The 13356-nt window shown below is 73.3% G+C and carries 13 protein-coding genes; 6 read left to right on the top strand and 7 right to left on the bottom strand.

The features are described from left to right. Window positions 1-394: 394 nt before the first annotated feature. The gene (locus LQK89_RS10790) at window positions 395-652 is read right to left on the bottom strand and encodes an acyl-CoA carboxylase subunit epsilon (protein ID WP_174777999.1); all 258 of its coding nucleotides are present in this window, start codon (window positions 650-652) and stop codon (window positions 395-397) included. Beyond that, complete coding sequence (locus LQK89_RS10785) at window positions 649-2244, bottom strand: acyl-CoA carboxylase subunit beta (RefSeq protein WP_058742365.1); 1596 nt, start codon at window positions 2242-2244, stop codon at window positions 649-651. Before LQK89_RS10785 ends, LQK89_RS10790 begins: the two co-directional genes overlap by 4 nt. Window positions 2245-2318: 74 nt before the next feature. On the opposite strand from LQK89_RS10785, the gene LQK89_RS10780 reads away from it, so the two are divergent. The 3 genes from LQK89_RS10780 to LQK89_RS10770 are packed head-to-tail and all read left to right on the top strand — an operon-like array spanning window position 2319 to window position 5056. Next, window positions 2319-3173 carry a biotin--[acetyl-CoA-carboxylase] ligase gene (locus LQK89_RS10780; protein WP_231049102.1) on the top strand — a complete coding sequence of 285 codons (855 nt, stop codon included), beginning with the start codon at window positions 2319-2321 and terminating at the stop codon, window positions 3171-3173. A gap of 4 nt (window positions 3174-3177) precedes the next feature. Next, window positions 3178-3696 (top strand): PH domain-containing protein, encoded by a 519-nt coding sequence (locus tag LQK89_RS10775; RefSeq protein WP_058742363.1) that lies wholly within the window; start codon window positions 3178-3180, stop codon window positions 3694-3696. A gap of 52 nt (window positions 3697-3748) precedes the next feature. After that, window positions 3749-5056, top strand: coding sequence for a UDP-glucose dehydrogenase family protein (locus LQK89_RS10770; protein ID WP_231049101.1), 1308 nt, complete (start codon window positions 3749-3751; stop codon window positions 5054-5056). Between the two features lie 48 nt (window positions 5057-5104). Here LQK89_RS10770 and LQK89_RS10765 read toward each other — a convergent pair whose 3' ends face one another. From LQK89_RS10765 to LQK89_RS10755, 3 genes are read right to left on the bottom strand one after another with little or no spacing between them, the layout of a single operon-like run. Beyond that, complete coding sequence (locus tag LQK89_RS10765) at window positions 5105-5794, bottom strand: hypothetical protein (protein WP_231049100.1); 690 nt, start codon at window positions 5792-5794, stop codon at window positions 5105-5107. A 37-nt stretch (window positions 5795-5831) separates the two neighbouring features. Beyond that, window positions 5832-7460 carry a glycosyltransferase family 39 protein gene (locus tag LQK89_RS10760; protein ID WP_231049099.1) on the bottom strand — a complete coding sequence of 543 codons (1629 nt, stop codon included), beginning with the start codon at window positions 7458-7460 and terminating at the stop codon, window positions 5832-5834. 36 nt (window positions 7461-7496) lie between these two features. Next, window positions 7497-7988, bottom strand: a complete 492-nt coding sequence (locus LQK89_RS10755) for a GtrA family protein (RefSeq protein ID WP_231049098.1) — start codon at window positions 7986-7988, stop codon at window positions 7497-7499. Window positions 7989-8128: 140 nt separating this feature from the next. On the opposite strand from LQK89_RS10755, the gene LQK89_RS10750 reads away from it, so the two are divergent. Beyond that, on the top strand, window positions 8129-9265 hold the full coding sequence (locus LQK89_RS10750) for a 5-(carboxyamino)imidazole ribonucleotide synthase (protein ID WP_231049097.1): 1137 nt from the start codon (window positions 8129-8131) through the stop codon (window positions 9263-9265). Window positions 9266-9382: 117 nt separating this feature from the next. Then, complete coding sequence (gene purE / locus LQK89_RS10745; RefSeq protein ID WP_231050786.1) at window positions 9383-9850, top strand: 5-(carboxyamino)imidazole ribonucleotide mutase; 468 nt, start codon at window positions 9383-9385, stop codon at window positions 9848-9850. Window positions 9851-9891: 41 nt separating this feature from the next. On the opposite strand, the gene LQK89_RS10740 is transcribed toward purE, so the two are convergent. After that, a complete protein-coding gene (locus tag LQK89_RS10740; protein WP_231049096.1) occupies window positions 9892-11034 on the bottom strand; it encodes a glycosyltransferase family 4 protein in 1143 nt (380 codons plus the stop codon). A gap of 133 nt (window positions 11035-11167) precedes the next feature. Between LQK89_RS10740 and LQK89_RS10735 the strand changes: the two genes are divergently transcribed. After that, a complete protein-coding gene (locus LQK89_RS10735) occupies window positions 11168-12301 on the top strand; it encodes a glycosyltransferase family 4 protein (RefSeq protein WP_231049095.1) in 1134 nt (377 codons plus the stop codon). 96 nt (window positions 12302-12397) lie between these two features. Here LQK89_RS10735 and LQK89_RS10730 read toward each other — a convergent pair whose 3' ends face one another. Beyond that, window positions 12398-13345, bottom strand: a complete 948-nt coding sequence (locus LQK89_RS10730; protein ID WP_231049094.1) for a lysylphosphatidylglycerol synthase domain-containing protein — start codon at window positions 13343-13345, stop codon at window positions 12398-12400. Window positions 13346-13356: the final 11 nt, after the last annotated feature.

The raw sequence follows: 13356 nt of genomic DNA, 5'->3' as shown, positions 1-13356 counted from the left end.
AGGACCGGCCCGTTCGCGACCCGAGCCTGAGCGACAACCCGAATATCGCCCTGGCTCGTAGCTGGTCGGCGGCGTCGTACCCTAGTCGGCCACCGACCTGCGATGTTCTTCGTAGAAGGACACCGAACACGCACTAGTGTGCCCGTCGCCGAGCGTCGTGTCAGTCGTCATTATGGGGGACAAATTCGCCCACGACGGGCCCGGGCGGGGCTGCGTGCCCCCCGTCTGCGGGCAGACCGGCCGCGACACCGTCCCGACCTGCCCAGCGCACCGCGGGGTGCGTGTCCGCGTGTCCGGGGACGGACAGGGGTACATCGTCGCCCGGATACCCCCGTCGGCACAAGACCCCCGCCGGTGAACGGCGGGGGTCTGTGGGTGGTCCGGACGGTGATGCTCAGCGCAGGGACCGCGTCCACGCCCCGTGGCCGTGCGGCAGCGGCTGCCGCAGACCGGCGGCCGAGGCGTCCCACCCGGCGCGCGGGGAGACGGTGACCTCGGCGCGACCGAGCGCCGCGGCCTCGTCGGCCTGACGCTGCAGCACCGCGACGACCGCGGCGAGTTCCTCGGCCGAGGGGTCGCCGGACACGACACGGACGTCCGCGACGGTCGCCGGGGCGTCCGTCGGGACCGCCGCCGCGTGCTTGCCGCTCACAGCGGGATGTTCCCGTGCTTCTTCGGCGGCAGCGACGCGCGCTTGCCCCGGAGCGCCCGCAGCGCCTTGACGACGGACACGCGGGTGGCGTGCGGCTGGATGATGCCGTCGAGCTCACCGCGCTCCGCCGCCAGGTACGGCGACGCGACGTTGTAGGTGTACTCGTTCGCGAGCTTCGCGCGCACCGCGGCGACGTCCTCGCCGGACTCCTCGGCGCGCTTGATCTCCGCGCGGTAGAGGATGTTCACGGCGCCCTGACCGCCCATCACGGCGATCTCGGCGGTCGGCCAAGCGAGGTTGATGTCGGCGCCGAGCTGCTTCGAGCCCATCACGATGTACGCGCCGCCGTAGGCCTTGCGGGTGATGACGGTGACGAGCGGGACGGTGGCCTCGGCGTAGGCGTAGAGCAGCTTCGCGCCGCGGCGGATCACCCCGGTCCACTCCTGGTCGGTGCCGGGCAGGTACCCGGGGACGTCGACGAGGGTCAGGATCGGGATGCCGAACGCGTCGCAGAACCGCACGAAACGGGCGGCCTTCTCGCCGGCGTCGATGTTCAGCGTGCCGGCCATGGCCTGCGGCTGGTTCGCGATGATGCCGACCGTGCGGCCCTCGACCCGACCGAAGCCGACGAGGATGTTCGGCGCGAAGAGCGGCTGCACCTCGAGGAACTCGCCGTCGTCGACGACGTGCTCGATGATCGTCGTGACGTCGTACGGCTGGTTCGTGGAGTCCGGGATGACGGTGTCGAGCTCGTGGTCCGCGTCGGTGGTCTCGAGCTCGGGCAGGACGTCGTACGCGGGGGCGTCGGAGAGGTTGTTGTCCGGCAGGAACCCGATGAGCGAGCGGGCGTAGTCGAGCGCGTCGGTCTCGTCCTCGGCCAGGTAGTGCGCGACGCCGGACACCGCGTTGTGGGTCTGCGCGCCGCCGAGCTCCTCGAAGCCGACGTCCTCGCCCGTGACGGTCTTGATGACGTCCGGGCCGGTGACGAACATGTGGCTCGTCTTGTCGACCATGATCACGAAGTCCGTGAGGGCGGGGGAGTACACCGCACCGCCGGCCGCCGGGCCCATGACGATCGAGATCTGCGGGATGACCCCGGACGCCTGGGTGTTCAGGCGGAAGATCTCGCCGTACTTGCCGAGCGCGACGACGCCCTCCTGGATGCGCGCGCCGCCCGAGTCGAGGATGCCGATGATCGGCACGCCGGTCTTCAGCGCGTGCTGCATCACCTTGATGATCTTCTCGCCGGCGACCTCGCCGAGGGAGCCGCCGAAGACCGTGAAGTCCTGCGCGTACACCGCGACGTTCCGGCCGTGGATCGTGCCGACACCGGTGACGACGGCGTCACCGTAGGGGCGCTTGGCGTCCATGCCGAACGCGGTGGTGCGGTGGCGGACGAACTCGTCGAACTCGACGAACGAGTTGTCGTCGAGGAGCTGCTCGATGCGCTCGCGGGCGGTGCCCTTGCCCTTCGCGTGCTGCTTCGCGATGGCGGCCTCGCCCGCGGCGGTCACGGCCTCGTGGTAGCGGTCGCGCAGGTCCGCGAGGCGACCGGCCGTCGTCGAGAGGTCGGGGGTGTCTCCTGTGGTCACCCGCTCACCCTACCGGCGGGCCGAGCGGCCCCGGTTGGAGGACCCCCACGGTTCCTGCCCGTACATTTGCGTGCATGTCCACACCCGCGACGTCCGCCTTCCCGCGCTCCCGCGCCGCCGTCGAGGGCTCGGGTGGCACGTTCGCGGCGCCGGAGCGGACCGGCTCCACCAACACGGACCTGCTCGCCGTCGCCGCCGACCGGCCGCACGGCAGCGTCGTCGCGACGCTCGACCAGACCGCCGGCCGGGGGCGGCTCGACCGCAGCTGGTCCGCGCCGGCCGGGCAGACGCTCGCCGCGAGCCTGCTCGTCCGCGCCGACCTGTCGGACCGTGACCGCCGCTGGTTGCCGCTCGTCGCCGGGGCCGCGATGCGGACCGCCGTGTCCGCGGTGCTGCCGGGCGCGGACGACGCGGGGCGCGCCTCCCGTCCGACCGACCGGGTCCCCACGTCCGGTGCCCCGACGGTCGCGGTGAAGTGGCCGAACGACGTGCTCGTCGACGACCGCAAGGTCTGCGGCATCCTCTGCCAGGTCGCGTCCGACGGCAGCGTCGTCGTCGGCGCGGGCGTCAACCTGACGATCCCCGCCGACGCGATGCCGACGCCGACCGCGACGTCGCTCGCCGTGGCGGGCGCGACCGACGGGGCGGCCGCGCTGGCCGACGCCGTCCTGTCCGTCTTCCACACGACCGTCCTGGAGGCGGTGGACGCCCTGGTCGCCGGCGCTGCGGACGCGCAGGCGGTCCGGTCCGGCGTCCGGGCCGCGTGCGGCACGATCGGTCGCCACGTCCGGTTGGAACTGCCCGACGGCACCGTCGTCGAGGCGGAGGCGACCGGCATCGACGACGACGGCCGGATCACGATCCGGGATCGGGACGGCCGCTCCAGGGGCGTCGCGGTGGGGGACCTCACCCACCTGCGGTATGCATGACGGCATGACCGCCGAGCCGCCGCCCGAACGCGTCGTCGCGCGGCTCCGGCCGCACGCACGGCGGCTCGTGCGCCCGGCGGTCTTCGTGCTCCTGGTCGCCGCGGCCGGTGGGTTCGGGTTCGGGGTGTTCCGCGCGCAGCTCGCCTGGGTCAACGTCGTGGTCGCCGCCGTCACCGTCCTGCTCGTCGTCCTCGGCGGGCTCGTCCCGCTGTTCCGGTGGATGTCCGAGCGGTACGTCGTCACGACCCGGCGGCTCGTCGTCGTGCACGGACTCGGCACGCGCACCCGCCGGGAGCTCCTGCACTCGCGTGGGTACGACGTCACGGTGCGCCGGCGCGGACTGCAGGGCGTCTGGCGGTCCGGCGACGTCCTGGTGTTCCCCGGCGACGACACGCCCGTCGTGCTCGGGGACGTCCCGCACGCGGACCTGGTCGTCGCCGTGCTGCACGACCTGGTCGAGGCGCACGAGGCACGGCGCCGACACCGCGAGCCCGACTGGGACGACATCGTCGGCGGGTACTGACCGCCCGTTCGTCGAGGGCCACTCGTGTCTCGGCGTCCGGTACCGTCGACCCGTGCGTATCTCCGTCATCGGCTGCGGGTACCTCGGTGCCGTGCACGCCGCTTCCATGGCCAAGCTCGGACACGAGGTCGTCGCGATCGACGTCGACCCCGGCAAGATCGAACGGCTCGCCGCCGGCGACGCCCCGTTCTTCGAGCCGGGACTCCCCGAGGTCCTGGGCGAGGCACTGGCCTCCGGCCGCATCGAGTTCACGACCGACACCGCGGCGGTCGCGGGGTCCCAGGTGCACTTCCTCGCCGTGGGCACGCCGCAGGGCCCGACCGGTGCGGCGGACCTGACCTACGTCGACGCCGCGGTCGAGGCGCTGCTGCCGTACCTGTCCGCGGGCGACCTGGTCGTCGGGAAGTCGACCGTGCCGGTGGGGACCGCCGCGCGGCTCGCCGCGCAGGTGTCCGACGCCGTCCCGGGCGCCACGCTGGTGTGGAACCCCGAGTTCCTGCGCGAGGGCTTCGCCGTGCAGGACACCATCTCGCCCGACCGCTTCGTGTACGGCGTCCCGGACGGTGCCGAGGGCGAGCGCGCCGTCGCCGTCCTCGACGAGGTCTACGCCCAGGCGCTGGCCGCAGGGACCCCGCGACTCGTGGTCGACATGCCGACGAGCGAGCTCGTGAAGATCAGCGCGAACGCGTTCCTCGCGACGAAGATCTCGTTCATCAACGCGATGGCCGAGATCGCCGAGGTCGCCGGTGCCGACGTCACCGCGCTCGCCGACGCGATCGGCCACGACGACCGGATCGGTCGCAAGTTCCTGAACGCCGGGCTCGGCTTCGGCGGCGGCTGCCTGCCGAAGGACATCCGTGCGTTCCAGGCCCGCGCCGACGAGCTCGGCGTGGGGGAGTCGCTGGCCTTCCTCGCCGACGTCGACGCGATCAACCTCCGTCGTCGGGCGCACGTCGTCACGCTCGCGGGCGAGCTCCTCGGCGGGTCCGTCGCGGGGCGGCGCGTCGCGGTCCTCGGGCTCGCGTTCAAGCCGAACTCGGACGACGTCCGCGACTCGCCGGCGCTCGACATCGCGGCCCGGCTCACCGAACTCGGCGCGACCGTGGCCGCGTACGACCCGGCGGCGAACCACACGGCCGCGCGGGTGCACCCGGAGCTGACCTACGTCGACTCCGCGGTCGAGGCGCTGCGGGACGCCGAGCTCGTGCTCGTCCTGACCGAGTGGTCGGAGTTCCGCGAGCTCGACCCGACGGCGGTCGCCGAGCTCGTGGCCGCCCCGGTCGTGCTCGACGGTCGGAACTGCCTGGAGCGCGACGCGTGGACGGCCGCGGGCTTCACCGTGCGGGGCATGGGGCGCTGACTCGACCGCGCGGGCCCGTCGATCGGGCCTGCGCGACCGCGCGGGTGCTCAGCTCGCGGTCGCGGCGCCCGTCCGGCCGTCGACGGTGACGGTGCGGCTGGAGCCGACGCTGTCGACCGTCGCGGTCCAGACCGGAGCCGAGCCCGTCCCACCGAGCACGAGGCTGCGCAGGGTGCCGCCGGAGGCTGCGCGCTCGGCGTCGGCAGCCGCGGTGGGCGCGTCGACCCGGAGCGCCGACGTCAGGGCACTCGTCGTCGTCTGCGTCGCGGCGTCGACCTGCTTGGGGAAGGGTCCGGAGGTCACCCGGTCGAGGGTGGCGGACACGACGGACTGGGTCTGGGAACCGTCCGACCCGGCGACGACGACCGTCCACGAGTCCCCGGACCCCGCGAGCGACAGCACGGTGCCGCCCCCGGCCGCGGCGACGCCCTGCGCTGCGATCTTGCCGAAGTCGACGCTCGACGGCTGCTCGACCCCGCTGCCGTTGCCGGTCCCCGGCCCGGTGCCGTCGTCCGCCGATCCCGTGGGCTCGGCCGTCGGTCGGCTCGCGCTCGAGGGCAGCGGGGTGGTCTCCGACTCGCCGCTCGCCGAGGGGCTGGCGGTGGCCGTGGCGCTCCCGCCGGCGCTCCGACTCGGCGCCGGGTCCCCGCCGCCGGAGCACGCGGTCAAGCCGACGGCCAGGCCGACGGCCACGATGATCGAGGTGGTCAGGACCGGGACGCTGCGCAGACGGCTCATGCGCCGATCCTCGCAGTGCGGGAGCGGTCCGGACGGGTCAGGCTGCGGTGCGTCGGCGCATCGGTGCCGGGTCGTGACCCGGGGTGGGGTCGCTCGGTGTCGGGTCGTGACCCGGGGCCGGGCCGCTCGCTGCACGGATGACCTGCACGAGGGTCCACACGCAGCCGAGCGCGACGACGCCCAGCAACACGGCGACGACGGACGCCGGCACGGGTCCCCATGCGGCGTACCGTTCGAGACCGGCCGGCGTCACCGGGCCGCGTGCAGCGTTCCAGAAGAAGGCGGCGACGACACCGAGGCCGTACCAAGCGAGCACGAAGGACCCGGTGGCCAGGGTGACGGCGAGGGCACGCCGAGCCCGACCGGTCCGCGGGACCCGCCGCCAGGCGACCGCACTGAGCGCGACCAGGCACACGATGGCGGGGAAGTAGTAGCGCCCCTGGGTCGCGGCGACGAACGTGGTCTCCAGGTACGCGTGTGCGCTCGTCCACGTCTGGCCGGCGATGAGCAGCGCCGGAAAGACGGCGAGGGCCGCCACGGCTGCGCGTCCAGGACCTCGCCGGAACGCCCAGCCGAGCACGACCCCGAGTGCGAGGACCGTCAGTGCGGCGGTCAGCACCGCGCCGATGCTCACCTGGGCGCCGCCGCCCGGGCTGCCCCAGAACGTCCGGGTGATCGTGCCCCAGCTGACGTCGAGGAAGGTCCGCAGGCTCGGGCCCTCGCCCGGGGGGAACGGCTTCGGCGGCCGGTACTGCTCGTAACCGTTGGGCTGCAGGTGGCCTGTGGACAGGAGGTTGTGCAGCCACCACCACGCGCCCAGGGCACCTGACACCGCCATCGCGACGACGGTCCGCAGGACACGTCGCGCGAGGGGCAGGGTCCCGGCGCCGGCGACGAGCACGACCACGGCGACGAAGGGGACCGCCGGCAGCCCGGTGCCCTTGCACCAGACGATGGCGGCCAGTGCGAGCGAGAGTCCGACGAGCGTCCGCCGACGGAGGTCGCCGGTGAGCATGCGTGCGGCCAACCAGGTCACGACCGCGCCGAACAGCATCACGGGCGCGTCGTTCGACACCGACGAGGCGATCGACGCGAGCTGGGGGGTCGCGAAGAGCGCGACGCCGCCCACGAGCGCGGCGCGCGGGGACCGCGTCACGCGCCGGACGGTCGCCCACGCCAGGAGCGGGAGCAGGAACGTCCATCCGACGTCGACCAGCCGGAGCACCTCGATCGCACGGTCCCACCGCAGGTCACCGTAGTGCGCGACACGCAGGGCGGCGGCACCGACCAGGTACGCCGTCGGCGGGTGCTGGGTCATCTGGTCGACCGTGTCCGACGTTCCCGGGGCGCCCTGCAGCAGCTCCGAGACGGTCGACCACGTCGCGGCGGGCCGTTCGGCCTGTTGCGCCTGCGCAGCCATCACCGCGTTCAGGATGCGGAGGTCACCGGGAGGTGCCCACGCGTTGCCCAGGGCGACCTGCACCGTCGCGTCGACGTGCGCGCGTTCGTCCGGTGCCTGGCAGACCGGTACGACGAGCGCCCAGACGACCAACCAGAGCGCGAAGGTGGCGGTCAGCACGGCGACCGCGACTCCCTCCCGCCGCGTGACCGGCGGGTGCGGTCCCGTCGCGGGCGTCGGGGCTGGGCTGACTCGCGTCGACGTCACGTCCGTACGGTAGCTCAGGACGACCGACCCCGGACGTCAGGCCCCGGTCGAGACCGGGTCCGTCTCCGCACCGGTCTCGGCGGCTCCGGTCGCGGCGCGCTCGCTGCGTTCCGGATGGTACACCCAGACCTTGTAGAGCCAGAACCGGAACGCGGTGCCGAGCGCCAGGCCGATGACGTTGCTCGAGATGTTGTCGGCCAGTGCCGAGGTGAGGCCGAGGACGTAGTGCGAGATGCCGAGGCACCCGAGCGAGATCACCATGCCGCCGAGCGAGACGACCAGGAACTCGACGCCTTCGCGGGTGGCCACCGAGCGCCGCTGGTCGCGGAAGGTCCAGTACCGGTTGCCCATCCAGTTCACGAAGATCGCGACGACCGTCGAGACGACCTTGGCCCAGAACGGGCCGGAGTGGACCTCGTCGGGGTTCAGCACCGTTGCGCGCAGCACGTTGAAGATGCCGAAATCGACCACGAAGCCGATCGCACCGACGACGCCGAAGCGCGCCAGCTGGGCAATGAGTCGCCGCACGGGGTCTCCAGGATCCGTAGAGTTGTCGCTGACCGTGTCGAGCACGGTCCCGTCCGCACCCGAGGGTTTCGAACGGCGGACACTGATTCTAGACAGGGCGTGCTCGCGGCACGGTGGGAACGACGGAGGGAACACACAGCATGACGTTGCGGGTCGGGGTCATCGGTGGAGGACAGCTGGCGCGGATGATGGTGCCGGCGGCGATCGAGCTCGGGATCGACATCCGGGTCCTCGCGGAGGGGCCGGGCATGTCGGCGGCGATCGCGGCGACGGCAGAGGGTGACTACCACGACGCCGCCACCGTGTTCGCGTTCGCGGAGGACGTCGACGTCGTGACCTTCGACCACGAGCACGTCCCGCAGGAGGTCCTGCGCGTGCTCGAGGACGCCGGCGTCGCAGTGCGCCCCGGATCGGCGGCACTCGCCGTCGCGCAGGACAAGATCGTGATGCGCGAGCGGCTGACCGCGCTCGGCGTGGCCGTGCCGGACTGGGCCGCGGTGCACCACGCGGCGGAGCTCGACCGCTTCGTGGCCGAGCACGGCGGTCGCGCGGTCGTGAAGACCCCGCGCGGTGGCTACGACGGCAAGGGCGTCCGGGTCGTCTCCGGGTCCGCGGACGTCGAGGACTGGCTGCTCGCGGCCGCCGAGGCTGCCGGTGACCAGGCCCTGCTCGTCGAGGAGCTCGTGCCGTTCACCCGCGAACTCGCGCAGTCGGTGGCCCGGCGGCCGTCCGGCGAGGTCGTCGCCTGGCCGCTCGTCGAGACCGTGCAGCGCGACGGTGTCTGCGCCGAGGTGATCGCCCCGGCACCCGAGAGCGCCGGGCGGCTCGCGGACGTCGCCGAGGAGACCGCGGTCCGGATCGCGACCGAGCTCGGCGTGACCGGCGTCCTCGCCGTCGAGCTCTTCCAGACCGCCGACGAGCGGATCCTCGTGAACGAGCTCGCCATGCGTCCGCACAACACCGGCCACTGGACGATCGACGGCGCGACGACCAGTCAGTTCGAGCAGCATCTCCGCGCCGTCCTGGACCTGCCCCTCGGTGCGACGGGCTCGCTCGCGCCGGCAGCGGTCATGATCAACGTGCTCGGCGGCCCGGCTGACGGGGACCTCGCTGCCCGGTACCCCGCGGCACTCCGGGCCTTCCCCGAGGCGAAGTACCACTTCTACGGCAAGGCTCCGCGCCCGGGGCGCAAGATCGGGCACGTGACGGTCATGGGCGAGGACATCGACGACGTCGCCTACCGCGCCCGCGCGGCGTCCGCCCACTTCGACGGCTGATCCACGGAGGGCGGCCGCGGCGCCGGGGACCGTCCGACGATCCGGAAGACGACTCGGACGCTCGGCTAGGCTCGTCGCGTGACCGACGCCACCGTTGCCCCCCTCGTCTCGATCATCATGGGCTCCGACTCGGACTGGCCCACGATGCGTGCCGCCGCCGACGCGCTCGACGAACTGCAGGTCCCCTTCGAGGTGGACGTCGTGTCGGCGCACCGGACGCCCGACAAGATGGTCCGCTTCGCTCGCGGCGTCGCCGACCGCGGGGTCCGCGTCGTGATCGCGGGCGCCGGTGGTGCGGCGCACCTGCCCGGGATGGTCGCGTCGATGACGACCCTGCCGGTCATCGGCGTGCCGGTCCAGCTCGCCAGGTTGGACGGGCTGGACTCGCTGCTCTCGATCGTGCAGATGCCGGCGGGCATCCCGGTCGCCACCGTCGCGATCAACGGTGCCGCGAACGCCGGGCTGCTCGCAGCGCGGATCATCGGGTCGGCGGACCCGGTGCTGGCCGAGCGCCTCGCGGCCCACGCCGCACGGCTCGAGGAACTCGTCGAGGAGAAGGCAGCGCGTCTGCGCGAGGCGCGCTGAGGTCGGTCTTCCTCAGGACGCGAGCGCTGGCACGGACCGTCCTACAGGTCGGCGTGCAGCTGCCACGTCTCGACCGCGGCGTCCTGCCAGTCGTACATCCGCGCTCGGTCGGGCCCCGCGACGGACATCCGGTCGGCGAGCACGCGGTCGTTGACCACCTGGTAGATCGCCCGCGCGAGACGCTCCGGGTAGGAGTCCCGCGGATCCCGGGCGACCGTGACGCCGGCGTCCGCCGCCACCTCGCGCACCGCGGGGTCGTCCGAGTGCACCACGGGGGTGCCGAAGTGCATCGCCTCCACCACCGGGAGCCCGAACCCCTCGGCGAGGCTCGGGAAGACGAAGACCGTCGCGCGGTCGTACGCCACCGCGAGGTCGACGTCGTCGAGCCGCCCCAGCACGAGCAGCCGTTCGCGGGGGAGTCCGGCCGCCTCGGCCAGGCCGTACACGTCGACGTCGCCCCATCCGTCGGGTCCCGCCACGACGAGTGGCACGTCCACCGGCGCGTCCGGGTGTGCCATGGCCTCGATGAGGTGCCGGAGGCCCTTCCGCGGTTCGAGCGTCCCCACCGCGAGCACGTACCGCTCGGGGAGCCCGAGCCGTTCCGCCCGGAGGTCTGCGTCCACCGGGACCCGGAGTCGAGGACTGGGCGCGCCACCGATCACCCGGAGCCGGTCGTCGAACCGGCGGATCTCGTTGAGGGCGGCCGCGACGGCGTGGGTGGGGACGACGACCGCGTCGGCGTGGCGCCAGGCACGGGTGACCATCGCCTTGTGGAAGTGCACGCCTCGCGGTGTCAGCGTCTCGGGGTGGGTCCACGGGACGGTGTCGTGCACGGTGACGACCACCTGTCGGCCGGGCTCGGTGGTCCGGTCGTGCCGCACCAGCGGTGCGAGGACACTCGGCGCGTGCACCAGGCCCTGCGACGCTGAGCCGACGATCCCCGCCTGCCACGCGAGCGCCAGCTCCCTGCGGCCGAGCGGCAGACGGTGCAGGGTCGACAGACCGGGCAGGAGTGTCTCGATCCGACGCAGGTCGGCGGCGGGCGCCGCCGCGACGATCCCCTCGACGTCGCAGCCGGACGGGGCCGTCGCGATGAGCTGCCGGGTCAGTTCCTCCGCGTAGCGGCCGATGCCCCCGGGGACCGGGGCGATCACCTGGTCCACGATCACGCGGAGGGTCGTCATTCGGGTGGTTCCTTCCGTCGCGGACCGGGCGCGGACTGGGTCCGTGGCGCCCCGACACTACCAGGACGGGTCGGGGAACACCGGGTCGCGAGGGGGCCGGAGCCGTGCGCAGCGCAGTCGCTAGGATCGACTGGTGCCACGCTCCCTCCGCATCGCGATCATCGGGCCGACGCACCCGTACTCCGGCGGCATCGCGACCCACACGACCTCGCTCGCGCACCGTCTGCGGGCGGCAGGTCACCGGGTCCGGCTGCTCTCGTGGCGTGCCCAGTACCCGCGCTTCCTCCGCAGCGGGACGACACGGGTACCGGAGTCCGAACCCGAGGTCCGTCCCGACGAGCACGCGACGGCGCACCTCGCCTGGTACGACCCGACGAGCTGGTGGCGCGCCGGCTGGTCCGTCCGGCGTGCCGACGTCGTGCTCGTCACCGCGGTCACGCCGTACCACGCGGTCCCGTACGCGGTCCTCCGTCTGGCGCTCGGTCGACGCCCGCGGACCGTGGTGCTCGCACACAACGTGCTCCCGCACGAACACGGCCGGTTCGACGAGGCACTGGTCCGGCTGCTCCAACGCCAGTACGGCGCCGTGCTCGTGCACAGCGAGGAGCAGGCCGAGCTGGCGCGCGGCATCCTCGGGGCGGGCTCCGACGTCGACGTCCGCGTCGCGAGGCTGCCCCTCGCCGACCTGCTGCTCGGCGAGCCCGCCGAGCAGGAACGGCCACTGCCCGCGGGCACCGATGCGGACCCGGTGGTCGTCGGCACCTTCGGCATGATCCGTGCCTACAAGGGTGTCGACGTCCTCATCGCCGCCGCCGCGCTCGTGCCCGGCGTCCGGATCGTCGTCCGCGGCGAGTTCTGGCAGCCGGTCGAGGAGTACCGCGAGCAAGCGCGCGCCCTGGGTGTCGCGGACCGTGTCCACCTCGTCGACGGCTACGTGCCGCTGGCCGGTCTCGCCTCGCTGATCAGCGGCTTCGACGTCGTCGCGCTGCCCTACCGGACCGCGTCGTCGAGCATCAACGTCGCGCTCGCGCACCGCTTCGGCCGCCCCGTCGTCGTCAGCGACGCGGGGACGCTGCCGCTCGACGTCCGCGACGGCGTCGACGGCCTCGTGGTCCCGGCCGGCGACGTCGACGCGCTCGCCGCCGCGCTGCGTCGATTGGTGGAGCCGGGCGTGCTCGGCCGTCTCCAGCGCGGTGTGGACACCGCGGATGCAGATCGCCGGTGGTCGGACTACACGGACACGGTCGCGTCCTTCGCGCGCGACTGACGTCCGCAGCGCTCGAGCACGACCGACGCGACGGAGTCGCCCACGGCCGCGCCCATCGACGACGCCGGGACCGGCCGTCGTCGTGGGCCGAGTTGGTCAGCGGGAGGACCGACCCCGCCGGTCCACCGCGAGCGCGACCCCGGCGAGACCGAAGTCGGCGATCGCGTACAGCAACCGCGACAGGATCGCCGCGGTCGCGGCCACCGCGGGCGTCGTGACGGATGCGAGGACCAGCGCGATGACGACCTCGCGGACGCCGAGACCGGCGGGGAAGGGGATGAGCAGGACCCCGAGCGCGAAGGCCAGGGCGAAGCCGGCGATCGCGGGGAGGAGACTGCGCGCCGGGTCCACTCCCAGGCCCACGAGCACGAGCCACAGCTGCATGCCGCCGAAGAACCAGTTGGCGACCTGCAGCCCCGAGCTGGTGGCAGCGACCCGCCAGCCGTAGCCGAACGGCGCGTCCGCACGGCGGAGCAGCCGGAGCGCGAGACGCACACCGAAGCGCATCACCGGTGGGGCGAGGCACGCGAGGAACCCGACACCGACGACCGGGAGCCACCAGTACTGCCCCAGGAGCTGGGCGTCGACGAACGGCAGCAGGATCGCACCGACGCCGAGACCGGTGGCGATGGAGACGAGCATCGCGATGAGGCTCAGCACGACGGAGGCTGCCGGCGCGAGGCCCACCTCGCCGGCCATCTGCGCCTGTGCTGCGATCGGCCACACCGACCCGGGCAGGTACTTGCCCAGTTGGCTCACGAAGAACACCCGCGCACCGCCGCGCGCCGGGAGCCGGACCCCGAAGGCCGGCCAGACGACGAGCCACGACCCCATCGACATGAGGAGCGCGGCCACGACGGACACCAGCGCGAGCACGAGGAGCCACGGCGCGATGGCGGCGACGGCCTCGGAGACCTCGTCCCACTGCCCGGAGACGAAGACCACGCCCGCGAGCACGACCGCAGCCATGAACGCGATCTTGATCCCGGTGACGAGGTGCCGCCGCCACCGGGGCCGGGCAGCGCCGCCCGTCGTCGGTGTCACGTCGCCGCCCG

The organism is Curtobacterium sp. C1, from assembly GCF_021049325.1.
GTDB lineage: Bacteria > Actinomycetota > Actinomycetes > Actinomycetales > Microbacteriaceae > Curtobacterium > Curtobacterium citreum.
The sequence above is the reverse complement of the archived record's forward strand: the minus strand, read 5'-3'. Positions and strand labels throughout refer to the sequence as shown.